The sequence below is a fragment of the Herbaspirillum hiltneri N3 genome (assembly GCF_001267925.1).
Classification (GTDB): Bacteria; Pseudomonadota; Gammaproteobacteria; order Burkholderiales; family Burkholderiaceae_D; genus Herbaspirillum; species Herbaspirillum hiltneri.
This window is the reverse complement of the sequence record NZ_CP011409.1, coordinates 838,039-861,917: the sequence shown is the minus strand read 5'-3', so window position 1 is coordinate 861,917 and position 23,879 is coordinate 838,039. Positions and strand designations below refer to the sequence as shown.

The following is a 23,879-nucleotide window of genomic DNA, read 5'->3' as shown; positions in this document are numbered from 1 at the left end:
AGTAGAATTTTGCAAAGATGTCTGATAAGATATTAAACATGTCAGACAAGTTGAGAGGCGATTTTACCGAGCACTTTGGAAGGTGTCAACAGATCGCTGCTGACGTGGCCAGCAAATAAAAAATGCGGGAAATCGGCGTGTAGTCGACTGGTAATCAGCGCGAATACGGCGCGATACCTGCCTGCCCATCAAGGAGATAACGTGATTTCGTTCAGCAACAAGACCTTTTTAATTACCGGCGCAGCCGGCGGGATTGCCCGTGCAACCGCCCTGCTGGTCGCCCGACATGGCGCCAACGTCGCATTGAGCGACGTCAACCCATCCGCCCTGGAAACCTTGCAAAGCGAATTGCGAGCGCAAGTCCCCGAGGCCCAGATCAGCATCCACGTCACCGACGTCTCCGATGCGCAGGCTTGCCGCAACGTTGCACAGCAGGTCGCAGCGCGCTTTGGCGGGATTGACCATCTGGTCCACTCTGCCGGCATCTATCCTGAAAAACTGGTGACCGACATGACTGCCGATGAATGGCACAAACTGATGCAGATCAATCTGGATGGCACCTTCTACATTTGCCGTGCCGTCATACCGTTCCTGACCGAGGGCAGCTCCATCGTCACGCTGTCTTCCGTCGCGGCGCAGCGTGGCAGCTATGCACATGCGCATTACGCCGCTTCCAAGGGCGCGGTCATCAGCTTTTCCCGCAGCCTGGCGCTTGAACTCGCGCCAAAAACACGAGTCAATGCCCTGTCTCCGGGTATCATTGCGACTCCGATGACCAGGGACTTGCTAGCAAAGAACGAACAGGCGCTATTGCAAAATACGCCGCTCAAGCGCCTCGGCACGGCGGAAGAAGTTGCCGGCGGCATCGCCTTCCTGTGTTCGCCGCTTGCAGGCTTTATCACTGCAGAGACTTTGCAGGTCAATGGCGGTTTGTATATCAATTGATAATTAGAAGTCATGAGACACGACACCGCATCAGCATCCGGGCAATCGCTTACCGAAGACATCGTCGAATGGCTCAATGAGGAAATTCGCTCTCAGCGCCTGCGACCAGGCGACAAGTTGCCGAGCGAAAAACAACTTGGGGAGCAATTCGGCGTGAGCCGCTCCGTCGTGCGCGAAGCCTTGTCGCAGCTCAAGTCGGAAGGGATTGTGAATTCTCAGCAAGGCCGTGGCGTCTTCGTCAACGAGCGCGGCTCGCGACAAGCATTTCGCCTTGATGCCACAGCCCTGGATGATGCCGAAGGACTGGAACATGTCATCGAACTATTGGTGACGCTCGAAGCGGCAGCAGCACGTTATGCTGCGGTACGCCACACCCCTGAGGATCTCAAGCGAATCAAACAGGCGCTGGTGGGCATGGAATACGCGATTGTCAACGATCGCCTGGGAGACGAGGAGGACTACGCCTTTCATCAGGCCATCGTCGATTCGACGAAGAACCCGCACTTCCGCATGCTCAATGAATACCTGGAACGCCATGTCCGCCGCCTGATTCGCCAGGCACGGACAAATACGGCTGCCAACTATCAGAATCTGATACAGGCCGTACAAGATGAGCACAAGGCAATTGTTAAAGCCATTGCGGACAGGGATCCTGCTGCAGCCGCGCTTGCCGCTGAGACGCATCTTCGCAACGCAGCCAAACGACTGAACAAATATTTACGAGACTAGCAAGTAAGTTGTATTCACCCAGATCTCGATCAACAGCGCGCACTGTAGCCGGCCGTCAGGAAAGCCCCGCCGGCGATGGTCGCGCCGATCACGCGCCTGAACGAAGACCGACACCGAGCAGACGGCTATGCTCCGGCTTTTTACACGAAACTCCACGAAGCGCTGGTAAAGATTGGGGTGTACGCCGTGCTGCCTTCCTCGAGATCGTGATCTTCTGATTTTTATCTGGATACGGTTCCTCCGTATTCTTTTTGCCTGCAAGAAACCATCTGGTTGGTTTTTTACGGGAGGTCAGCTCTGGCCGATATCCAGACAGAAAAATGGAATGCCTACGTTGACTTCCCTTCCAACTCATTGGCGAAGTCGATAATCATCGTCGACAGAATTTCTGGGCGTTCCTGCGGCAACCAATGGCCGCAGCCTGGTATCACATGCGTCCCCCGCAAATAGGGAACTTGCGCCGTCATGGAGGCGATGATGTCCGCCATACCGGGAATGCTCAACCCTGTGTCTCGCTCACCAACCAGGTACAGCGCCGGCACGGCGACGACGGCATCAGAATATTCCGCCTCTTGCTCCCAGTTCCTATCCAGGTTTCGGTAGTAATTCAGGCCGCCCCGAAAACCGCTTCTTTCAAACTCACGTGCGAGAACATCAATGTCATTTTGCGTCATCCACGACGGAAGCGACTCTGGCACAGGCAGGGCTGCGAGCAGACCTTGCGTCTTGTTCACCATTCCGAATGGATTGGGCGTTCCGTCGCTCTCGCGGCGCGGCCCTGCTTCCCCCGACGCGGCATACATAATCTTGAGCAAGGTTTCTGCAACGTTTGCACTGAACTCCCTCTCTGCAGGCCCGACATTCTGGAAGTAAAGCGCATAGAGCTCCAGGCCCTCTGTACGCGGGAAAAATGTCGTCGGAGGCATCGGTGACCGCTTCATCATTGGTACCCCTAACGCAATCACTCCGCGAAATCGCTGGGGATATCGCAATGCGGCTTGCCAAGCTACGTTCGCGCCCCAATCGTTCCCGACAATCAGCGCATCCGCGACTCCCAAGACGTCGAGCAGTCCAACCATGTCTGCCACTAGCTGCTCCATCGAGAACGCTTCGATGGCTTGCGGACTGTCGGTCTTCCCATAGCCGCGCATGTCCGGCGCGACTGCCTTGAATCCTGCTGCGGCCAGGGCTCCCATCTGGCTTCGCCATGAGTACGAGGTTTCAGGGAATCCGTGGCAAAGCAAAATCAGTGGTCCGCTGCCTTGCTCTGCAAGATGCATGTTGATGCCGTTCGCTACGACAGTCCGGTACTGAATACTTTCCACGATAAAATCTCCTGATAGAATAACTTCGTAACATCATAAGTTACAGTAAATCCTTGGTCAACCTCATAATTCAGCGTTCATTGAAAGGCGCCGATGCGCACTGACACTCGCTTGTCTCGCATGCTTCACGTGCTGGTACATATGCATTTACTCGGAGGCAGGGAAACGTCGGAAACAATCGCCCTGATGCTAAACACCAACCCGGTGGTGGTTAGACGAACCATGGCCTGCTTGAAAAGCCATGGCATTGTTCAGTCCGAAGGCGGGAAAGGTGGCGGATGGGTTCTTGCGAAGACGGCGAACCAAGTGACCTTGCTGGATGTGCAATCTGCACTGAGCTCTGAAAGTATTTTCTCGATTGGCCTCTCCTCAGACCATCCTGAATGTCCAGTCGAGGCTGCCGTGAATTCTGTCGTGGGTGAGGCGCTCAGGCAATCGCAGGCGCGCTTCATGGAGAATCTTCAAGGAGTTACATTGGCCGATTTGGCAGCTTCGTTCAACCCGGCAATGCATAAGCCCGGCCCAGGTTAACAGCGCGTCATGTCGAAAGAGATAGAAAGTCCGTGTATATCGCTGTGCCATCTGAAACATGACATATGTACCGGCTGCGGCCGCTCCAAGTCTGAAATCAAGGATTGGAAAGGCATGAAGCACAAGGAGCAGAAGGTGACTGTCGAACGTGCGGCGGTGCGGCTAAAGGAAATGCGCAAGAAGGAGCGAAAAGGCTAATACCTGCAGCAGAGTAGAGCGCCTGTGTCTTCGGACTTATTCAAGAACGGCGCATTTCCGTGAAATGTTAAGGTCATTCGGGAGAATCGGCTTGTTGATTTGCCGCATATATGACGGAGTCGCCGTGTTTGCGAGAACCTGGAGGGTGGGGTCAATTTGATCGGGTCAATCCGGCCTGCAAACGAACAGCAGTGGCATACCGATAGAAGCAGAAAACAAAAAAGCCCTTGAAAATCAAGGGCTTTTCTGACTTACTTGGCGGAGCGGACGGGGCTCGAACCCGCGACCCCCGGCGTGACAGGCCGGTATTCTAACCAACTGAACTACCACTCCAGATTTGGTTTTCAGTTTCGCTGAAAGACCGCAAGTATAGCCGAGCTTCTCCAGGAATTCCAGTACTTTTCCACAAATTAGCCCTGAAATTTGCCTTCAAACGCCAATTTGCTCAGCGGCTCGCGCGGAGACGGCAGTTCGCGGGCTTGCAGGCCTTCCGGCAGGATCGATTTGTCGCCGATTTTACCGATGGCAATTGCAGCTTCGACCGCGAAATCAGCCGGTACGCCCAGCTCGGTGCGCGTTTTTTCCTTGTCGAAACCTGCCATGCCGTGTGCATGCCATCCCGACAGGCTGGCTTGCAACGCCAGGTAGGCCCAGGCCGAACCGGTGTCGAAGGAATGCGTCGGCGCAGGTCCCGGCGCAGCGGCGCCCGGAGGCGTAAAGGTGGTCTTGGACAGCACGATGATCAGCACCGAGGCCTTGTCCGCCCAGCTGCGGTTGAAGTCGTTGAGCAATCCCAGCAGGCTGTCCCATTGCGGCGTGCCGCGACGTGCGTAGACGAAGCGCCATGGCTGCGAATTGTAGGACGACGGCGCCCAGCGTGCGGCTTCGAGGAAACTCAGTACGGTTTCTTCGGAAATGTCGGCGCCGGTGTAGGCGCGGGGCGACCAGCGATTCAGGAATTGCGGGTCGATGGGATGATCGGCAACGCGTGGATTGGTTTGCGACATGAAGGCTCCTGAAAAATGGGAAAGATGCCGTTCTGCGGCATCGTGCAGAGCGGCATCTTAGCAGTTGTTTTCGGGCTCTGCAGGCGACGCCGGAAAGACTGCCGGCATGGTGCCGGTTTGCGTTTTCCAGCAGAGGATCGAGATGCAGGAACATGTCCGGACGCACGTAACTGAACACAATGAGAACACGATGAGGACTCAATGACGTGTCGCAAAACCGCCACCGTCTTGCGGCGGCGGATCACCGTGCTACCATTCCCTCATAAAAATGAGATGGAGACAAACGATGAACATACTCAGAGAAGCAGAGCGCGAAGTCTGGGTCGACGGCACGATTTACCAGTTCAAATCGAAGGTGGAAGCCAGCGGCTTCGAAGACATGTGCCGCGCCATCGGCAAGCTGCACAACGCGCTGCAGTTGTATCCTCCCGCCGCCATCCTGCAGACCGCGCCGCATGACCGCTCCGAAGAAGTCTGACGCTCGCCGGCGCTATCGGCGTTGCCCAGAAAAAAACCCGCGGCCTTGCGGCGCGCGGGTTAAATCCAATCCTCAGGGGGGTGATGAATTGGAGGGGAGGGAGTGCTCAAGATAACGCCCCCTTCCCTGCCCACCTATGTTTTTTACACCCTGTAACATTCGTTACAGGATTGTCTTTCTCCTTGGCTTGCATACTTCTCCGCAGGTCGTCCCGCCTTATTTTCCGATGCAGAAACGCGAGAAAATCACGCCCAGCAAATCGTCCGGCGTGAACTTGCCGGTGATGCTGCTTAAACGCTCCTGCGCCAGGCGCAGTTCTTCCGCAAACAAATCCAGAGACTTGTCGCTGGCCTGGTTGTCGACCGCAGCGTGCAGGGCGGCGCTTTCCAGATAGTCGCGCGCGGCCTTCAGGGCGATCAGATGGCGTTCGCGCGCGAGATAGCGCGACTCCACCGTTTGCTGCCAGCCGGCGATGCGCAACAATTCGCCGCGCAGCAGGTCGATGCCGACCTGGTCGGTGGCCGACAGGTAAATGTGCGTGGCATCCGTCATCTTGTCGACTGCGGGCTTGTGGCCGGAGCGATCGATCTTGTTCCAGATGCGGATGACCGGCACGCCGTCGGGGAAGCGCTCGGTGATTTTTTCATCTTCCACGGTCGGCCCCCGATCGGCGTCGAGCATGTGCAGGATGACGTCGGCCCTGGCGACTTCACCCCAGGTGCGTTCGATGCCGATGCGTTCGACTTCGTCGGGACCGCTGCCATCTTCATCGGCTTCGCGGATACCGGCGGTGTCGATGATGTTGAGCGGCATGCCTTCAATCTGGATGGTCTCGGTGACCTTGTCGCGCGTGGTGCCGGCGATCGGCGTGACAATGGCGACATCGGAGCCGGCCAGGATATTGAGCAGCGACGACTTGCCGACGTTGGGCTTGCCGGCCAGCACGACGTTGAGGCCGTCGCGCAGCAGCGCGCCTTGCGACGCGTGCATGAAGACGTCGTCAAGCGTGGCGCGGATCGCGGCGAGTTGGCCGCGCGCGTCGGACTGCTCGAGGAAGTCGATTTCTTCTTCGGGAAAATCCAGCGTCGCTTCGACCAGCATGCGCAAGTTGGTGACCTTGTTCACCAGGTCGTGAATGACTTTGGAGAACGCGCCCGACAGCGATTCGGAGGCCGACTTGGCGGCCGCTTCGGTGGACGCCTCGATGAGATCGGCGACCGCTTCGGCCTGCGCCAGGTCGAGCTTGTCGTTGAGGAAAGCGCGCTGGGTGAACTCCCCCGGCTCGGCCAGCCGCAGGCCGATGTCGGCGCCGGCTTCGAGGCAGCGCGCCAGCAGCATCTGCATGACCACCGGGCCGCCATGGCCTTGCAGTTCGAGCACGTCTTCGCCGGTGTAGGAATGCGGCGCCTTGAAGTAGATCGCCAGGCCCTGATCGATCAGGCTGCCATCGGCGCGCCTGAACGGCAAATAGCAGGCATGGCGCGGCGCCAGCGTGCCTTCATCCTTGCCGCAGACAGCTTGCACCACCGGCCACAGGTTCTTGCCTGAAAGACGGACCACGCCGATGCCGCCGCGTCCTGGGGCGGTGGCGATCGCGGCGATGGGAGAAGTATCGAGAGTCATGATGCGCACTACTTTTCAAAAGAGAGGAAAACGGGGGCGAAAAAAAAAGCCCGTGAAAATCATGCCACGGGCTTTTTCGACTAACAAGTGAATCACGAGCAGGTCGTTAAGCCTTGCCTGCCTGCAGCTTTCTGGTGATGACCCATTGCTGCGTGATCGACAGGACGTTATTCACGACCCAGTACAGCACGAGGCCGGACGGGAAGAAGAAGAACATCACCGAGAACACGATAGGCATGAACATCATGACCTTGGCCTGGACCGGATCCGGAGGGGTCGGGTTGAGCTTGGTCTGGATGAACATCGAGACGGCCATCAGCACCGGCAAGATGTAGAACGGATCAGGCGCGGTCAGATCGTGGATCCAGCCCAGCCATGGCGCGCCGCGCATTTCCACGCTGGCCAGCAGCACCCAGTACAGCGAAATGAACACAGGAATCTGAATCACGATCGGCAGGCAGCCGCCCAGCGGATTGATCTTTTCGGTCTTGTACAGCGACATCATTTCGCGGTTCATGGCCTGCGGATCGCCCTTGTGACGCTCGCGGATCGCGGTCATCTTCGGCGTGACGGCCTTCATCTTGGCCATGCTGCGATAGCTGGCGGCCGACAGCGGGAAGAACACCGCCTTGATCAGCATGGTCAGCAGAATGATGGTCCAGCCCCAGTTGCCGACGTAGGCATGGATGTGGATCATCAGCCAGAAGATCGGTTTGGCGATGATGGTCAGCCAGCCGTAGTCCTTGACCAGTTCCAGGCCCGGGGTGGTCTTTTCCAGCACGGACGATTCTTGCGGACCGGAGTACAGGCGCGCGTCCATGGTGACGCTGGCGCCAGGAGCAACCGTGCCCAGCGGCAGGATGTTGCCGACGGCGTACAGGTTGGTGCCGATCTTCTTGGTGAAGATGTCGCGCTGTGCTTTTTCAGGCGGAATGATGGCCGACACGAAATAGTGCTGCACCAGTGCGATCCAGCCGTTGTCGGCCTTGTTGGCGTGCTGTTCCTTGCCTTCTTCGATCTTCTCGAAGGTCAGCTTCTGGAATTTGTCGGCGTCGGTGTAGACCGCAGGACCGGTGAAGGTGCTGTAGAAGTGCGACTCGCCGCCCGGCTTGTTGCCGTCGCGCACCAGTTGCAGGTACAGCGAAGGATTGATCGCCGCTGCGCTGTCGTTGGTGACGGTGTGCTTCAGGTCGATCGAGTAGTCGCCGCGCTTGAAGGTGTAGGTCTTGGTCAGCTTGACGCCGTTTTCCTGCGCTTCGAGCACCAGCGGGACTTCGTTGCCGTTGTCCAGCGCCCGTGCGCCCGGCTTGGCGATGAAGATCGACTTGTGGGTCGGGAACGGGCCGCCGATCAGGCCGGATTCGGCCAGATAGGTGTGGCCGGCGCTCGAATCGAACAGGACCAGGTTCTTGGCCGGGTCGGCGGTGTCGCGGTGCTTCAGCAGTTCCAGACGCTTGAGTTCGCCGCCGACGGTATCGATGTCGGCCTTGACGACGTCGGTCGTGATGGTGATGGTCTCACCCTTGGCGGCAGGCAAGCCGCCCGCAACGTCGGCTGCGCCGGCAGTCGCACCGGCGGCGCCGGCCGCTTGCGGCACAGGCGATTTGGACGGGTCAGCGCCGGCAGCAGCCGGAGTCGCCTCTTGGGTCGTCGTCGGGAAAAACATCGACGGCTTGCCGTTATGACGTTGCCAGCTATCCCAGAGCAGCAGCAGGGAAAACGAGAAGACAACCCACAGGACGGTACGTTTGATATCCATAAGAGTATTGACCAATAAATCAGGAGTGGCTGCAGCCGCCAGCGGCTACAGTGGGAGAGGAGGAATCTGATGTGGAGGACTCAGGTACCGGATCGAGTCCACCGGGATGCCAGGGATGGCATTTGCACAGGCGTTTGCCGGCCAGTACGCTGCCCTTCCATGCGCCATGGAGGCGAATGGCTTCTGCGGCGTAGTCGGAACAGCTGGGATAAAAACGGCAATTCTGCCCGAGATAAGGGCTCACTCCCAGCTTGTAGGCACGTAACAGCAGGAGTAAAGGCGTTTTCATCACGTATTTTCCGGCTTCCTGGCAAACGCGGTCGCGTTCAGCAAAAATGCAAACAACTGTGACAACTCGTCGCGCAATTCCGCTTTGAGTCTGGTGTTGGTCGCCGGTCCGCTCTTGCTGTTGACCGGCTTCGACAAACGCACGATGCAATCCACCTGGGGCAATGCCAATGCCGTTTGCCGGAACAATTCGCGGGTGACGCGCTTGATCGTATTCCGGGTGACCGCGCGCGGCGCCATGCGTTTGGCGGCGACGACACCCAGACGCGCTAGCGGCAAGTCGTTGTTGCGCGCGTACAGGACGAAATGGGCAGTCCGATACACCGGTCGCAAACGAAAAACGGATGAAAACTCATCCGTTTTAACGATTCTCTGATCGCGTGAGTAGAGATAGGAACGATCGCCTGTCACACGAACAGCAGCGCACTGATTCTGGCTATTGCCCGGATCAAACAGCTGCCAGGCGCTTGCGGCCCTTGGCGCGGCGTGCGTTGATGACAGCGCGGCCACCACGGGTTGCCATACGGGCACGGAAACCATGGGTACGCTTGCGGCGCACGACGGAAGGTTGGTAGGTACGTTTCATGTTGGACTCGCTTACTTAATCAATAATCGGCAAAAATACATCGGAATCTCCGCGGAATTTCTGTTTTCTGCGCGTGCCTCTTCTTGTAGGTAGAGAGGCATTTGAGAGCCGAAACCGCAAGGCCACAGCACGAACGCAATTCAACGGATGGTGAACCCTGAATTAGACTGCATTTTTCACTTGTTTGTCAATGACTTATCTACTCCGGGCTTTCTCCGCAGATCGCTTGCGAACGCCTTCGGGACGGGCTCCCAGGCGATTTCCCCCGTAAGTTCATCGAGGGCATCTATCAAAAAGATTGCAAAGCTTGCCGGAAAGCTATCGAGTTAATCGTTGCGAAGCGGTCACATGGTAAAAAAGCAACGTTTCACGCGCGCAATGAAAAAGAATTTTCAGCGCCGTTTCCGCCACGGCGACGCTCCCGCCAACCGCGATCCCTGCGGCAGGATATTTCCCGGCATCAAACTTGCATTGCCTGCTGCGACGGTTTCCAGTCCAGCAAAACGCACTTGCGCGATGCCCGCCGGCGTCATCGCGCAAGCGCGCCAGGCCTGCTCCGATTCGCTTGCGAGGCCGTGCACCGGAATTACGTAACAAGGTCAACCGCGCATCGCGCTCAACCATTTAACGAACAGGGGAATGGCAAAAAACGCGGCGCACAATTTCGACGCTTTTGCATATCGAAAAGCTGGCTCCGAAAACGGCAGTTGTTTTCGGATACGGGAAAATCATTTAGCAGTACGCTGAAACAAAAGCAGCACGATGACTTCAGAAAAAAAGGAATAGAATAAAAACGAAAATTTTGTTTTCCGGTCCAAGTTCATAAGGACGCGTGCGGCGTCACTGCGTTGAAAACGCATTGCGAATGGTTTGAAAATGCATTGAAAATTCCAATGCCGCGCACGATAGCGAAACCTGCTGAAACTGGTCAGGAGCTGATGCTCAGGAAACCGCGGTCGATAAATCTAAAAACATAACGCACGTATTCAATTTGTTGTCTCATTGAAGTTACGGAGGTGGTATGGATATCTACAGCAGCTTTGCGAGTCGCTTTGACAAGACCAGAGAAGAAGAATTTTCGCTTGAAGAATATCTGAATCTTTGCAAGAACGATCCGGCTGTGTACGCATCGGCCGCAGAACGCATGCTGATGGCGATTGGCGAACCTGAGAAGGTCGACACGCGCGAAGACCCTCGTTTGTCGCGCTTGTTCGCCAACAAGGTGATCAAGGTCTATCCCGCCTTCAAGGAGTTCTACGGCGCGGAAGAAGTCATCGAACAGGTGGTCGCCTATTTCCGCCATGCCTCGCAAGGCCTGGAAGAAAAGAAGCAGATCCTGTATCTGCTGGGTCCGGTCGGCGGCGGCAAATCGTCCATCGCCGAGCGCCTCAAACAGCTCATGGAGCACATCCCCTTCTATTCGATCAAAGGTTCGCCGGTCAATGAATCGCCGTTCGGCCTGTTCGATTACGAGGAAGACGGACAAATCCTCGAAGAGCAGTTTGGCATCCCGCGCCGCTACCTCAAATCCATCCTGAGTCCGTGGGCGGTCAAGCGCCTGCATGAATTCAACGGCGACATCCGCCAGTTCCGCGTGGTCAAGCGCTATCCGTCGATCCTGCGCCAGATCGCGATCTCCAAGACCGAGCCGGGCGACGAAAACAACCAGGATATTTCCACGCTGGTCGGCAAGGTCGACATCCGCAAGCTCGAGCAATACTCGCAGGACGACGCCGACGCATACAGCTATTCCGGCGGCCTGTGCCTGTCGAACCAGGGCCTGCTGGAGTTCGTCGAAATGTTCAAGGCGCCGATCAAGGTGCTGCATCCGCTGCTGACCGCCACCCAGGAAGGCAACTTCAAGGGCACCGAAGGTTTCGGGGCGATTCCGTTCGACGGCATCATCCTGGCCCACTCCAACGAGTCGGAATGGAAGGCCTTCCGCAACAACAAGAACAACGAAGCGCTGCTCGACCGTATTTACATCGTCAAGGTGCCGTACTGCCTGCGCGTGTCGGAAGAAATCCGCATCTACGAAAAGCTGCTGCGCACGTCCTCGCTGGCCAAGGCCATCTGCGCGCCGGGCACCCTGAAGATGATGGCGCAATTCTCCATTCTCACGCGCCTGGGCGAGCCCGAAAACTCCAGCCTGATCTCCAAGATGCAGGTGTATGACGGCGAGAACCTGAAGGACACCGACCCCAAGGCCAAGTCGTATCAGGAATACCGCGATTACGCCGGCGTCGACGAGGGCATGACCGGCATCTCGACGCGTTTCGCCTTCAAGATCCTGTCGCGCGTGTTCAACTTCGACACGACCGAGATCGCCGCCAACCCCGTGCATCTGATGTACATACTGGAGCAGCAGATCGAGCGCGAACAATTCCCGCCCGAACAGGAGCAAAAGTACCTGTCCTTCGTCAAAGACACGTTGGCCTCGCGCTATGCGGAGTTCATCGGCAAGGAAATCCAGACCGCTTATCTGGAGTCGTATTCCGAATACGGCCAGAACGTATTCGACCGCTACGTGACCTATGCCGACTTCTGGATCCAGGATCAGGAGTTCCGCGATCACGATACGGGCGAGAGCTTCGACCGTGCGTCCCTGAACGCGGAACTGGAAAAAATCGAGAAGCCTGCCGGCATCAGCAATCCGAAGGACTTCCGCAACGAGATCGTCAACTTCGTGCTGCGTGCGCGCGTCAACAACGGCGGCAAGAATCCGCTGTGGACCAGTTACGAAAAGCTGCGCGTGGTGATCGAGAAGAAGATGTTCTCCAACACCGAGGACCTGCTGCCGGTGATTTCCTTCAACGCCAAGGGTTCGACCGAAGAAATGCAGAAGCACGAAGACTTCGTCAATCGCATGGTCAGCAAGGGTTACACGCCGAAGCAGGTGCGTTTGCTGTGTGAATGGTATTTGCGCGTGCGCAAATCCTCTTGAACCAGGGACGCGGGTTGCCGATGACAGAACGCGTCAGCTGAAAGCAACCCGCCCGGCTGTACCATCAGCAGGAGAATGGATTTGCTCCATCAGATCATCGACCGCAGGCTAGCTGGCAAGAACAAGAGCATCGCCAACCGGGAGCGTTTCCTCAGGCGTTTCCGCAGCGATATCCGGCGTTCCGTTACCGAAGCGGTACGCGACCGCAGCATCAAGGACATCGAGAACTCGAAAAGCATCAGCATTCCGCGCAAGGATATTTCCGAACCGGCGTTCCACCATGGCCGAGGCGGCAAGCGCGAGATCGTACATCCCGGCAATCAGGACTATTTGCAGGGCGACCGGATTCCACGCCGCAGCGGCGGCTCCGGCGACGGCGGCAGCACCGCCAGCAACGAGGGCGAGAGCCAGGATGAATTCACCTTCGAGTTGTCGCGCGAAGAATTCATGCAGTACTTCTTCGAAGACCTGGAATTGCCGCGCCTGATCCAGACCAACCTGATGTCGATTCCAAACTGGAAGAACATGCGCGCCGGTTATTCGGTCGACGGTTCGCCCGCCAACATCGACATCGTGCGTTCGCTGCGCAGCTCGCTGGGCCGGCGCATTGCGCTGGGCGGCCCGCTGGTGGCCAAACTGCGCGAGCTGGAAGAACAATTGTGCGAGCTCAACAAGCATCCCAACGACAAGTTGTCGGAAATCCTCCTGCTGGAAGAGGAGATACACCATCTCAAGGCGCGCATCTGGCGCATCCCGTTCATCGATCCGTTCGACCTGCGCTACGTCAACCGCGTGCGCCAGCCGCAGCCGTCGAGCCGCGCCGTGATGTTTTGCGTGATGGACGTGTCGGGCTCGATGGATGAGCAGCGCAAGGACTTATCGAAACGTTTCTTCATCCTTTTGTATCTGTTCCTGACGCGCAACTATGAGCACATCGAGGTGGTCTTCATCCGCCATCACACGCGCGCCGACGAGGTCGACGAGGAGACTTTTTTCCACTCGCAGGAAAGCGGCGGCACGGTGGTCTCCAGCGCGCTCGAGCTGATGCAGGACATCATCAGGGCTCGCTATCCGTCGAGCGAATGGAACATCTACGGCGCCCAGGCTTCCGACGGCGACAACTGGAACGACGATTCGCCGAAATGCCGCAGCATCCTGGAAGAAGCGATCCTGCCGATGTGCCGCTACTTCGCCTATATCCAGGTGGCCGAGCCGGAACAGAACCTGTGGACGGAGTACACGCAGCTGCTGCATGAGCATCCGCACTTCGCGATGAAAAAGGTGCAGTCCTCGTCCGAGATCTATCCGGTCTTCCGCGAACTTTTTGAAAAGCAGGTCCATGCATGAATACGCGACTGAACACGCCGCCTGCGTCCCTGACTCCGCCGACGAAACATGATCCCCTGCCCTGCCCCTCGGACTGGAGCTTCGAGCTGATCGAGCGCTACAACGAGGAAATCGCCAAGGTCGCGGCAAGCTACAAGCTGGATATTTATCCGATCCAGCTGGAGATCATTTCCGCCGAGCAGATGATGGACGCCTATGCTTCCTCGGGCATGCCGGTCAATTACCGCCACTGGTCGTTCGGCAAGCATTTCCTCGCCACCGAGCGCGACTACAAGCGCGGCCAGATGGGCCTGGCTTACGAGATCGTGATCAATTCCAATCCCTGCATCGCGTACCTGATGGAAGAGAACACCATGACCATGCAGGCGCTGGTGGTGGCGCATGCGGCATATGGACACAATTCGTTCTTCAAGGGCAACTATCTGTTCCAGCTGTGGACCGACGCCAGCGCCATCATCGACTATCTGGTCTACGCCAAGAGCTACATCGCCGAATGCGAAGAGCGCTACGGCTTCGACCGGGTGGAAGAATTGCTCGACTCCTGCCACGCGCTGATGAATTACGGCGTCGACCGCTACAAGCGCCCGCAGCGCATGTCGCTGGCGCAGGAACGTGCGCAGCAGCGTGAGCGCGAAGCCTACGCGCAGTCTCAGGTCAACGAGTTGTGGCGCACGCTGCCGGCAAAGAAGGAAACCGCCGCGGCCCAGGTGGACGAGCGCTTCCCCCCGGAACCACAGGAAAACCTGCTGTATTTCGCCGAAAAGAACGCGCCGCTGCTGGAGTCGTGGGAGCGCGAAGTCATCCGCATTGTGCGCAAAGTGGGCCAGTATTTTTATCCGCAGCGGCAAACCCAGGTCATGAACGAAGGCTGGGCCACGTTCTGGCATTACACGCTGCTCAACACCATGTACGACCAGGGCAAGCTGACCGACGGCTTCATGATGGAATTCCTGCATTCGCACAGCAATGTGGTGTTCCAGCCGCCGATCACCAAGCCGTATTACAACGGCATCAATCCGTACGCGCTGGGCTTTTCGATGATGAGCGACATCCGCCGCATCTGCGAAAACCCGACCGCCGAAGACAAGCAGTGGTTTCCCGACATGGCCGGCAGCAACTGGCTGGACACGCTGCATTACGTGATGCGCAACTTCAAGGACGAGAGCTTCGTCGCGCAATACCTGTCGCCGAAATTGATGCGCGACATGCGCATGTTCGCCGTGCTCGACGACGAAAGCCGCAGCGAACTGGAAGTCTCGGCGATCCACAACGACAGCGGCTATCAATACGTGCGCCAGGCCTTGTCGCGGCAGTACGACATCAACCATCGCGAACCGAATATCCAGGTCTGGTCGGTCAACACGCGCGGCAACCGCAGCCTGACGCTGCGCCACTTCCGCAGCGACGGCCGTTCGCTGGGCGATAGCACCAACGAAGTCCTGCGCCACATGGCGCGGCTGTGGCAGTTCGATGTCTATCTGGAGAGCGTCGACGACAACGGCTACATCGTGCAGCGCTATGAGTGCATCAGCGACAATCGCTACGTGCTGCGCACCTGAAGCGAGAGGCGTCATCAGGACATCATGGAAACCATCCCGCTTTTCCCGCTAGGCTCGGCGCTGTTTCCGGACGGCCGGCTGCCGCTGCAGATCTTCGAAGTCCGCTACCTGGACATGGTGAACAAATGCATCGCCAACGGCACTTCGTTCGGCGTGGTCGCGCTGACCGCCGGCAACGAAGTACGCAAGCCCGGCCAGGTTGAAAGCTTCGTGCCGGTCGGTACGCTGGCGCATATCAAGGAGTGGTCGGCGCCGGTGCAGGGTCTGCTGCGCATTTCCTGCAACGGCACCTCGCGCTTTCGCATTGCCGCCAAGGAGCAGCTGAAGCACGGGCTGTGGATGGCACAGGTCGAGCCGCTCGAGAACGACCAGAGCGTCGCCATTCCGGACGAGTTGCAGAACACCGTCACTGCGCTGATGAATTTGCTGGCGTCGCTGAAGAACCATTCCATTCCCGAAAGCGATATCCCCGTGGCGGCGCCATATCGTCTCGACGATTGCGGCTGGGTCTCCAATCGCTGGAGCGAAATGCTGCCGATGAGCGTGGAACAGAAGCAAGGTTTGCTGGCGCTGGACAACCCCGTGCTGCGCTTGGAACTGGTGCAGGACCTGCTCGGCGAGCGCGGCTTGCTGCACTGACTACGGCGGCAGCATCCCCGTCTCCACCAGCAAACCGGTGAATCCCGACCAGAAAATCTGGATGCCGATGCACAGCAGGATAAACGCCGACAGCCGCAACACCACCATGGTGCCAAGACGGCCGAGCAGGCTGACGATCTTGTTGGCCGAGCGGTAGCACAGATAAATCACTAGCACCGTCAGCGCCGAGCCGAGCGCTGCGCTGCCGATAGACATGACCCAGTCCACCAGCCGCGCCGGCGTATTGGCGCCGAGTGTAATCGACGCCGCGATCGTGCCCGGACCGACCGTCAGCGGGAAGCTGATCGGATAGAAGCTGCGCGCCTTCAATTCTTCATTCGACTCGTCGTCGTAGGCCTTGGCCACCTGCTTGGGAATCGCCGCATCGTTGCCACCGTCGCTGAGCAGCTTCCAGCCCGATACCGCGACCAGGATGCCGCCGCCGATACGCACGATCGGCAGGGAAATGCCGAAGAACGCCAGCACGTGCGAGCCGATGAAAATCGCCCCTACCAGCAGGAACCAGCAATTGATCGCCACCTGGCGCGCCACGCGGTTCTCGATCTGGCGCGGCACGTCGCCGAGCAGGTTGGCGAATACCGGGGCGATGCCGAGCGGATTAAGGATAGGCAACAAGGTCACCGGAATAAGCAGCACGGCTTTGAGGAAAATGATCAGCATCTGAGGCCCGGGGAAGCAAGGAAACGGCAGGCGATCGCCTGCATCCCCGTAGCGTAATGCAGGCGCGCCGTCAAATCAAACCCGGCGAAGCGCTGCCAGTACCGATTCCGTCATGCGCTTGCGGCCTGCAAGCCGCCGCTGCCGCTGTTCTTGTTGCGCAAGGTGCGCCGCAGCAAGAACATGCAGATGCTGAAATTGAGCAGGTTCCACAGGATGCCGTTGATGAAGGCCGCATGATATGAACCGGTCAGATCGAAGATCTGGCCCGACATCCAGCCGCCCAGCGCCATGCCCAGCATGGTGCACATGATGACGGCGCCGACCCGGCCGCCGGCTTCGGAGGCCGGGAAGTATTCCCGCACGATGATCGCGTAAGACGGCACGATGCCACCCTGGAACAGCCCGAACAGCGCCGAGATGACATACAGCGACACCAGTCCGTCGAACGGCAGGAAAAGCAGCAAGGCAATCCCCTGCAGCGCCGAGCCGAGCAGCAGCGTGCGCAAGCCGCCGATGCGGTCGCAGATCAATCCGGAAATCAGCCGGCTCACCACGCCGCACGCCAGCATCAGCGACAGCATCTGCGCACCACGCGCGGCGCCGTAGCCGAGATCGCCGCAGTACGCCACGATATGCACCTGCGGCATCGCCATCGCCACGCAACACGCGACGCCGGCCACGCACAGCAGCAGCTGCGCCTTGCCCGCCGGCAGGCCGAACGGACGCTCCGAAGTCAGGCTGACGCCATTGCGCGCCGCCGCGGCAACCGCCACCGGCGGCCGCCGGCGCATCAGCAGCGCCAGGCCGCCCATGACGATGAAGCACACCACGCCGAGGCCGAAGTAAGTCTGGCGCCATCCCACCGTATCGACGAAATGCTGCACGATCGGCGGCCAGATCGCGCCGCCCAGATAGTTGCCGCTGGCGCACACCGCCACCGCGATGCCGCGCCGGCGCACGAACCACAGCGAGGTGTCGGCGATCAATGGCGAGAATGTCGCCGAGCTGCCGCACAAGCCGATCAGCAAACCGTGCGCGAGCGTGAAGACGATGATGTTGGGCGCCATGCTGGCCAGGATGAAGCCAAGTCCCAGGCACACCGCGCCGACCAGCAGCGGAATCATGACGCCGAAACGATCGGCCAGCTTGCCCATCAGCATGCCGCCGATGCCGAAGCCGATCATCGACAAGGTGTAAGGCATCGACGCCACGCCGCGCGCGACGCCGAATTCCGCCTGCACCGCAGGCAACACGACGGCGACCACGTACATGCCGCTGGCGCCGATGACCATCAGCACCAGCGTGATCAGCAGCCGCACGACGGCATAGGATGAATCGGCGCCGGAATCGCCGTGGTGATTTTTTCCAGGATCGTTGTTGAAAGCGGAATGTGCTGCTGGGGTGGAAGTCACGCGCGGGTTCTCCGTCTCGTTCGGGAATATTGTTTTGTCTCCTGCTGCAGTGCAGTGTCTCGATGGCGTGATCAATGCAACAACACCATCGTCAACTCAACAGCGGTGGACAGCCTAACACGAGACGCCCGGGCATGCAGGAGAGGGAAAAATGCGGTCTCAAAAAGCAAAACGGAGAGAAAATCTCTCCGTCTTCATGGCCGCCGGCATGTGTTCCGGCCCTGCTTCAGATCAGGCGATAACCGCCTTTTTCCTTCTTCTGCGCGATTTTCTGGATCAGCCTGAAACCGGCCTCCTGGTCATTGACCACGGTCACGCGACCGCCGCCGCGCGCCTGCGGTTTGCCGGTCCAGCATTGCGTGACGATCCAGTCGCCCAGCAAATCCTGGGTCAGGTCGGCGACGAACAAGCGTGCGGCATCGGGCTGGTCGGTGAAGAAGTTCAGGCGCAGCGGCCCGGTGACGGGCAACATGTGGGTGACGTTGTCGGCGGAATCGATCATGGCGCGAGAGAAGAAATCTGGATAGGCAAAAGGGTAAGTGAAAACGTCAATCAGGACAAGTTCGGCGCCAGCCAGCGTTCGACATCTTCCTTGGCGACGCCGCGGCGCGCGGCCATGTCGGCGACCTGATCGTCGCCGATCTTGCCGACCACGAAGTACTTGGAATCGGGGTGCGCAAAATAGAAGCCCGACACCGACGCGCCCGGGAACATGGCGTACGACTCGGTGACCGTCATGCCGATTTCATCGCATTGCATGACCTTGAAGGCCTCCGCCTTGACCGTGTGTTCCGGGCAGGCCGGATAGCCGGCGGCGGGACGGATGCCGACGTACTTTTCCTTGATCAGTTCTTCGGTGCTCAGCGACTCCTGCGGCACGTAGCCCCACAGATCGGTGCGTACGCGCTCATGCAGATATTCGGCGAAGGCTTCGGCCAAACGATCCGCCAGCGCCTTGAGCATGATGGAAGAATAATCGTCGTGCGCGTCTTCAAAGCGCTTTTCGTATTTCTCGATACCGAGACCGGAAGTGACCGCGAACATGCCGATGTAGTCGGCGATGCCGGATGCCTTCGGCGCGATGAAATCGGCCAGGCACTGGTTCGGACGCGCCAGGCCGTCGATCACCGGCTTCTCGGTCTGCTGGCGCACACCGTAGTAAGTCAGCGCCACTTGCGTGCGCGTGTCGTCGGTATAGATCTCGATATCATCGTCGTTGACGGTATTGGCCGGCAACAGCGACACGACGCCGTTGGCGGTCAGCCAGCGGCCGTCGATGACTTTCTTCAGCAAGGCCTGGGCTTCTTCGAATACCTTGCTCGCCGCTTCGCCGACCACTTCATCGGTCAGGATTGCGGGATACGGACCGGCCAGGTCCCAGGTCTGGAAGAACGGGCCCCAGTCGATGTATTTCGCCAGCGTCGCCAGGTCGACATTCTTGAACACGCGGCGGCCGATGAACTTCGGCTTGACCGGTGCAAATTCGAGTTGCATCTTGTTGTCGCGCGCGGCGGCGATGGTCACCAGCGGCACGGCCTTCTTGTTGGCGTGCTGCTCGCGGATGCGTTCGTAGTCGGTGGCGATATCGGTAATGTACTGATCCTTCTGCTCGGGCGTGAGCAGCGACTGCGCCACCGAAACGGCGCGCGAGGCGTCCGGAACGTAGACCACCGGGCCGGAGTAATTCGGCGCGATCTTGACCGCGGTATGCGCGCGTGAAGTGGTCGCACCGCCGATCAGCAACGGCATCTTGACGCCGCTGAAATAGCTGTCGCGCTGCATTTCCTTGGCGACGTAGGCCATTTCTTCCAGCGACGGCGTGATCAGGCCGGACAAGCCGATGATGTCGGCGTTCTCTTCCTTGGCCTTGGCCAGGATCTGCGAGCACGGCACCATCACGCCCATGTTGACGACTTCGAAGTTGTTGCATTGCAGGACCACCGAGACGATGTTCTTGCCGATGTCGTGGACGTCGCCCTTCACCGTCGCGATGACGATCTTGCCCTTGGGCTTGGCGACGACGCCGGTTTCCTGTTCGATCAGGCGCTTCTCTTCTTCGATGAAGGGAATCAGGTGCGCCACGGCCTGTTTCATCACGCGCGCCGATTTCACCACTTGCGGCAGGAACATCTTGCCCTGGCCGAACAGGTCGCCGACCACGTTCATGCCGTCCATCAGCGGCCCCTCGATCACGTGGATCGGACGACCGCCGCTCTTCAAGAGATTCTGGCGTGCTTCTTCGGTGTCTTCGACGATCCATTGGGTGATGCCGAGCACCAGCGCGTGCGCGAGTCGTTTTTCAACCGGCTCGCTGCGCCATTCCAGGGTGGCTTCTTCCTTCTTGTCGCCGGCCTTCAGGGTCGCGGCGATGTCGATCATGCGTTCCGTGGCGTCCGGACGGCGGTTCAGCACCACGTCTTCGACGGCTTCGCGCAATTCGGCCGGCAAGTCGTCATAGACGCCGATCATGCCGGCGTTGACGATGCCCATGGTCATGCCGGCCTTGACGGCGTGGTACAGGAACACGGTATGGATCGCTTCGCGCGCCGGATCGTTGCCACGGAAGCTGAAGCTGACGTTGGATACGCCGCCGCTGATCTTGGCGTACGGCAGGTTCTGGTGAATCCAGCGGGTCGCTTCGATGAAATCGACGGCGTAGTTGTTGTGCTCTTCGATACCGGTGGCGACGGCAAAGATGTTGGGATCGAAAATGATGTCTTCCGGCGGGAAACCCACCTTGTCGACCAGCAGGCGGTAGGCGCGCTCGCAGATCTCGATCTTGCGTTCGTAGGTGTCGGCCTGCCCGACTTCGTCGAAGGCCATGACGATTACGGCGGCGCCGTAGCGGCGGCACAGCTTGGCTTCGTGCAGGAATTTCTCTTCGCCTTCCTTCATCGAAATCGAGTTGACGATGGACTTGCCCTGCACGCACTTGAGGCCGGCTTCGATGACCGACCATTTGGAGGAGTCGATCATGACCGGCACGCGCGCGATGTCCGGCTCGGAGGCGATCAGGTTGAGGAAGCGCGTCATGGCGGCCTGCGAATCGAGCATCGCTTCGTCCATGTTGATGTCGATGATCTGGGCGCCGTTTTCAACTTGCTGGCGCGCCACCGCCAGCGCTTCGTCGTACTGTTCGTTGAGGATCAGGCGCGCAAAGGCCTTGGAGCCGGTGACGTTGGTGCGCTCGCCGACGTTCACGTACAGCGACTGGTCATTGATGATGAACGGCTCCAGGCCCGACAGCAGCATCTCGTGCTTGCCTTCGGGAAGCTTGCGCGGTGCGATGCTGGCTACGGTGTCAGCGATCGCCTTGATGTGCGCAGGCGTGGTGCCGCAGCAGCCGCCGGCGACGTTGACGAAGCCGCTTTCGGCGAAATCCTTCAGCAGCGACGAAGTGACGTCGGGCGTTTCGTCGAAACCGGTGTCGCTCATCGGGTTGGGCAAACCCGCGTTCGGATAGATGCAGACGAAGGTGTCGGCGATCTTGGACAGCTCTTCGGCATAGGGACGCATCAGCGCTGCGCCCAGTGCGCAGTTCAGGCCCACGGTCAGCGGCCGCGCGTGGCGGATCGAATGCCAGAATGCCGGTACGGTCTGGCCGGACAGGATACGGCCCGAAGCATCGGTGACGGTGCCCGAGATCATGATCGGCAAACGCGCTTTTCCCTGGGCCTCGGACTCCTCGAAGAACATGTCGATCGCAAACAGCGCGGCCTTGCAATTGAGCGTGTCGAAGATGGTCTCGACCAGCAGCACGTCGGCGCCGCCTTCTACCAGTGCGCGTGTCTGTTCCAGATAGGACGCCACCAGTTGATCGAAGGTGACGTTGCGGGCGGCGGGATCATTGACGTCCGGCGAAATCGATGCGGTCTTCGGCGTCGGGCCGAGTGCGCCGGCGACGAAACGCGGCTTGTCGGGCGTCGAATATTTATCGCAGGCGGCGCGCGCCAGCCTGGCCGACTGCACGTTCATCTCGTAGACCAGATGCGCCATGTGATAGTCGTCCTGCGCCACGCCGGTGGCGCCGAAGGTGTTGGTCTCGACCAGGTCGGCGCCGGCGGCGAGGTACTGCTCGTGGATTTCCTGGATGATGTGCGGCTGGGTCAGGCTCAGCAACTCGTTGTTGCCCTTGACGAACAGCTCCTTGCCCGGCACGCTGAAGTCCTTGAAGCGCTCGCCGCGATAATCTTCTTCCGTCAGCTTGTACTGCTGGATCATGGTGCCCATGGCGCCGTCCAGAATCAGGATGCGCTGCGACATCAGGTCGCGCAGCAGCAGTTCAGTTTGGCTCAGATCGTTTGGCTTCATGGCGTTCTTCAGTGTGGGACCGTGTGGCGGTGTGAAATAATGCAACCCGAATGCAAAAACCCGGTCACGCGACATGCCGGGTTGATCAGATCAGTCAAGACTTGAAATTATACGTGAAACGCCCGCCAACCCCCTGACCGACCGCCACGCTTTCCTAGCAAACAACGGATACCGACATCCCGCAATGACACAGAAAATCCTGGTGCTGACCGCTCTTGCCTCCGAACTCAACGCCGCAGCCGCTCCAGCGGGCGTGGATGTGATCTATACGGGGGTTGGCAAAGTCAATGCCGCCTCAACCGCGACGGCGGCAATTTTGCAGCACCGGCCGCAATTGGTGATCAACTTCGGCACTGCGGGCAAGATCAATCCGCACCGCGACGGCCTGCTCGACATCGCCAGCGTCATCCAGCGTGACATGCTGGCCATCCCGCTGGCCGCGCGCGGCGTGACGCCCTTGTCGGACGAACCTGACTGCTACGCCTCCGGCCACGGCGATGCCCGCTGCGGCACCGGCGACAGCTTCGTCACCGCCGCCGATCCCTGGCTGGTCGAACAGGGGGTGGATGTTGTCGATATGGAACTATTCGCCATCGCCCACACCTGTCATCGATATGGCGTCTCCTGGCGTGCATTCAAGTTCATCACCGACGCTGCCGACGACAACGCCGCCGACCACTGGAACGACAATGTGCATCGCGGCGCCGATCTGTTCTGGGAACGCTTGCGCCTGATACTGGCGGCGTAAGTCTCTTCGGCCCTTCGGCCGTCCACCGCGCCGCATACCTCCGGATATGTGCTGATTCCGCACATATCTTGTGAGGCCGCGCTACTGTTGGCGCGGCGCTGGTTCGCCTACTCTTCGTCCTGTCGTTTATCAACCCAGGAGAAGAACATGTCGCACCCCACCATTCGCACCATCGCCGGCGCTGCTGCACCGGTTGCACTGCAAGCCGCCGGCACCGCGCTGCTGGTCATTGATTTTCAGAACGAATACTTCAGCGGCAAGATGCCCATCCCCGACGGCATGGCTGCGCTGAACAACGCCAAGCGACTGATTGCCTTTGCCGATCGCCACAACATGCCGGTGTTCCACGTCCAGCATGTGACGCCTTCCGGTACGCCGATCTTCGCGGTGGACGGCGATACCGTCGCCATCCACAAGGATATCCAGCCGGCAGCCCACCACCGCGTGGTGCAGAAGAGCTCGGTCAGCGTGTTCCCTACTACCGATATCGATGCGCAACTGCAAGCCGCCGGCGTCAAGACGCTGATCATTGCCGGCCTGATGACGCATGCCTGCGTGGCCGGCGCCGCACGCGACGCCGTCCCTGCGGGTTACGAAGTGATCGTCGCCGCCGACGCCTCGGCCACACGCGACCTCGATGCGCCTGGCGGCGGTGTGATCACCCACGACGTCCTGCATCGGAGCGCCTTGACGACCATCGCCGACACCTTCGGCGACGTGCTCGATACCGGCGCCATTCTCGAACTGCAAGTGCAGTAACTCCCCAAGC

The 23,879-nt window shown here is 59.2% G+C and carries 22 protein-coding genes and 1 tRNA gene; 11 read left to right on the top strand and 12 right to left on the bottom strand.

What is annotated here, in order from left to right; all coding sequences use genetic code 11:
- The first annotated feature begins 75 nt into the window (after positions 1-75).
- Positions 76-945, top strand: coding sequence for an SDR family NAD(P)-dependent oxidoreductase (locus F506_RS03945; RefSeq protein ID WP_235471360.1), 870 nt, complete (start codon positions 76-78; stop codon positions 943-945).
- 12 nt (positions 946-957) lie between these two features.
- Positions 958-1,674 (top strand): FadR/GntR family transcriptional regulator, encoded by a 717-nt coding sequence (locus F506_RS03940; protein ID WP_053195430.1) that lies wholly within the window; start codon positions 958-960, stop codon positions 1,672-1,674.
- A gap of 329 nt (positions 1,675-2,003) precedes the next feature.
- Here the strand turns inward: F506_RS03940 and F506_RS03935 are convergent, their stop codons facing one another.
- Positions 2,004-2,999 (bottom strand): alpha/beta fold hydrolase, encoded by a 996-nt coding sequence (locus tag F506_RS03935; RefSeq protein ID WP_235471357.1) that lies wholly within the window; start codon positions 2,997-2,999, stop codon positions 2,004-2,006.
- Between the two features lie 93 nt (positions 3,000-3,092).
- Here F506_RS03935 and F506_RS03930 point away from each other — a divergent pair, with 93 nt between their 5' ends.
- Positions 3,093-3,530 carry an Rrf2 family transcriptional regulator gene (locus F506_RS03930; RefSeq protein WP_053195429.1) on the top strand — a complete coding sequence of 146 codons (438 nt, stop codon included), beginning with the start codon at positions 3,093-3,095 and terminating at the stop codon, positions 3,528-3,530.
- Positions 3,531-3,539: 9 nt separating this feature from the next.
- Entirely contained in the window at positions 3,540-3,728 is a 189-nt protein-coding gene (locus tag F506_RS22530) for a DUF1289 domain-containing protein (protein WP_083457570.1), read from the top strand.
- A 256-nt stretch (positions 3,729-3,984) separates the two neighbouring features.
- Here the strand turns inward: F506_RS22530 and F506_RS03925 are convergent.
- Together F506_RS03925 and F506_RS03920 are read right to left on the bottom strand one after the other, a co-directional pair.
- Positions 3,985-4,061 (bottom strand) — tRNA-Asp (locus F506_RS03925).
- A 77-nt stretch (positions 4,062-4,138) separates the two neighbouring features.
- Positions 4,139-4,735 (bottom strand): nitroreductase family protein, encoded by a 597-nt coding sequence (locus tag F506_RS03920; RefSeq protein WP_053195428.1) that lies wholly within the window; start codon positions 4,733-4,735, stop codon positions 4,139-4,141.
- A gap of 286 nt (positions 4,736-5,021) precedes the next feature.
- Between F506_RS03920 and F506_RS03915 the strand changes: the two genes are divergently transcribed.
- Positions 5,022-5,213: a hypothetical protein gene (locus tag F506_RS03915; RefSeq protein WP_053195427.1), complete on the top strand. Its 192-nt coding sequence runs from the start codon at positions 5,022-5,024 to the stop codon at positions 5,211-5,213.
- A 216-nt stretch (positions 5,214-5,429) separates the two neighbouring features.
- Here F506_RS03915 and mnmE read toward each other — a convergent pair whose 3' ends face one another.
- The 5 genes from mnmE to rpmH all read right to left on the bottom strand — a co-directional run bounded on the left by mnmE (position 5,430) and on the right by rpmH (position 9,469).
- Positions 5,430-6,836 (bottom strand): tRNA uridine-5-carboxymethylaminomethyl(34) synthesis GTPase MnmE, encoded by a 1,407-nt coding sequence (gene mnmE, locus F506_RS03910; RefSeq protein WP_053201232.1) that lies wholly within the window; start codon positions 6,834-6,836, stop codon positions 5,430-5,432.
- A gap of 106 nt (positions 6,837-6,942) precedes the next feature.
- Positions 6,943-8,595: a membrane protein insertase YidC gene (gene yidC / locus F506_RS03905; RefSeq protein ID WP_053195426.1), complete on the bottom strand. Its 1,653-nt coding sequence runs from the start codon at positions 8,593-8,595 to the stop codon at positions 6,943-6,945.
- A 19-nt stretch (positions 8,596-8,614) separates the two neighbouring features.
- A complete protein-coding gene (gene yidD, locus F506_RS22525; protein WP_083457568.1) occupies positions 8,615-8,884 on the bottom strand; it encodes a membrane protein insertion efficiency factor YidD in 270 nt (89 codons plus the stop codon).
- Positions 8,884-9,294, bottom strand: coding sequence for a ribonuclease P protein component (gene rnpA, locus F506_RS03900; RefSeq protein ID WP_144424146.1), 411 nt, complete (start codon positions 9,292-9,294; stop codon positions 8,884-8,886). Before rnpA ends, yidD begins: the two co-directional genes overlap by 1 nt.
- Positions 9,295-9,331: 37 nt before the next feature.
- Positions 9,332-9,469 (bottom strand): 50S ribosomal protein L34, encoded by a 138-nt coding sequence (gene rpmH / locus F506_RS22520; protein ID WP_006461360.1) that lies wholly within the window; start codon positions 9,467-9,469, stop codon positions 9,332-9,334.
- Positions 9,470-10,490: 1,021 nt separating this feature from the next.
- On the opposite strand from rpmH, the gene F506_RS03890 reads away from it, so the two are divergent.
- The 4 genes from F506_RS03890 to F506_RS03875 all read left to right on the top strand — a co-directional run bounded on the left by F506_RS03890 (position 10,491) and on the right by F506_RS03875 (position 15,958).
- Positions 10,491-12,413, top strand: coding sequence for a PrkA family serine protein kinase (locus F506_RS03890; protein ID WP_053195423.1), 1,923 nt, complete (start codon positions 10,491-10,493; stop codon positions 12,411-12,413).
- 81 nt (positions 12,414-12,494) lie between these two features.
- The gene (locus F506_RS03885) at positions 12,495-13,760 is read left to right on the top strand and encodes a YeaH/YhbH family protein (protein WP_053201230.1); all 1,266 of its coding nucleotides are present in this window, start codon (positions 12,495-12,497) and stop codon (positions 13,758-13,760) included.
- Positions 13,757-15,319 (top strand): SpoVR family protein, encoded by a 1,563-nt coding sequence (locus F506_RS03880; RefSeq protein WP_053195422.1) that lies wholly within the window; start codon positions 13,757-13,759, stop codon positions 15,317-15,319. Before F506_RS03885 ends, F506_RS03880 begins: the two co-directional genes overlap by 4 nt.
- Before the next feature lie 24 nt (positions 15,320-15,343).
- Positions 15,344-15,958, top strand: a complete 615-nt coding sequence (locus F506_RS03875; protein WP_053195421.1) for an LON peptidase substrate-binding domain-containing protein — start codon at positions 15,344-15,346, stop codon at positions 15,956-15,958.
- Here the strand turns inward: F506_RS03875 and F506_RS03870 are convergent, their stop codons facing one another.
- The 4 genes from F506_RS03870 to metH form a co-directional block, all read right to left on the bottom strand.
- Positions 15,959-16,639 (bottom strand): MarC family protein, encoded by a 681-nt coding sequence (locus tag F506_RS03870; protein WP_016834912.1) that lies wholly within the window; start codon positions 16,637-16,639, stop codon positions 15,959-15,961. It lies immediately after the preceding gene.
- Positions 16,640-16,749: 110 nt separating this feature from the next.
- Positions 16,750-17,931, bottom strand: a complete 1,182-nt coding sequence (locus tag F506_RS03865; RefSeq protein ID WP_235471501.1) for an MFS transporter — start codon at positions 17,929-17,931, stop codon at positions 16,750-16,752.
- Between the two features lie 346 nt (positions 17,932-18,277).
- Positions 18,278-18,553, bottom strand: a complete 276-nt coding sequence (locus tag F506_RS03860; protein ID WP_053195420.1) for a WGR domain-containing protein — start codon at positions 18,551-18,553, stop codon at positions 18,278-18,280.
- A gap of 50 nt (positions 18,554-18,603) precedes the next feature.
- Complete coding sequence (metH, locus tag F506_RS03855) at positions 18,604-22,362, bottom strand: methionine synthase (protein ID WP_053195419.1); 3,759 nt, start codon at positions 22,360-22,362, stop codon at positions 18,604-18,606.
- A 184-nt stretch (positions 22,363-22,546) separates the two neighbouring features.
- Here metH and F506_RS03850 point away from each other — a divergent pair, with 184 nt between their 5' ends.
- The gene (locus F506_RS03850) at positions 22,547-23,110 is read left to right on the top strand and encodes a phosphorylase family protein (protein ID WP_053195418.1); all 564 of its coding nucleotides are present in this window, start codon (positions 22,547-22,549) and stop codon (positions 23,108-23,110) included.
- A gap of 147 nt (positions 23,111-23,257) precedes the next feature.
- A complete protein-coding gene (locus tag F506_RS03845; RefSeq protein WP_053195417.1) occupies positions 23,258-23,869 on the top strand; it encodes a cysteine hydrolase family protein in 612 nt (203 codons plus the stop codon).
- Positions 23,870-23,879 lie beyond the last annotated feature (10 nt).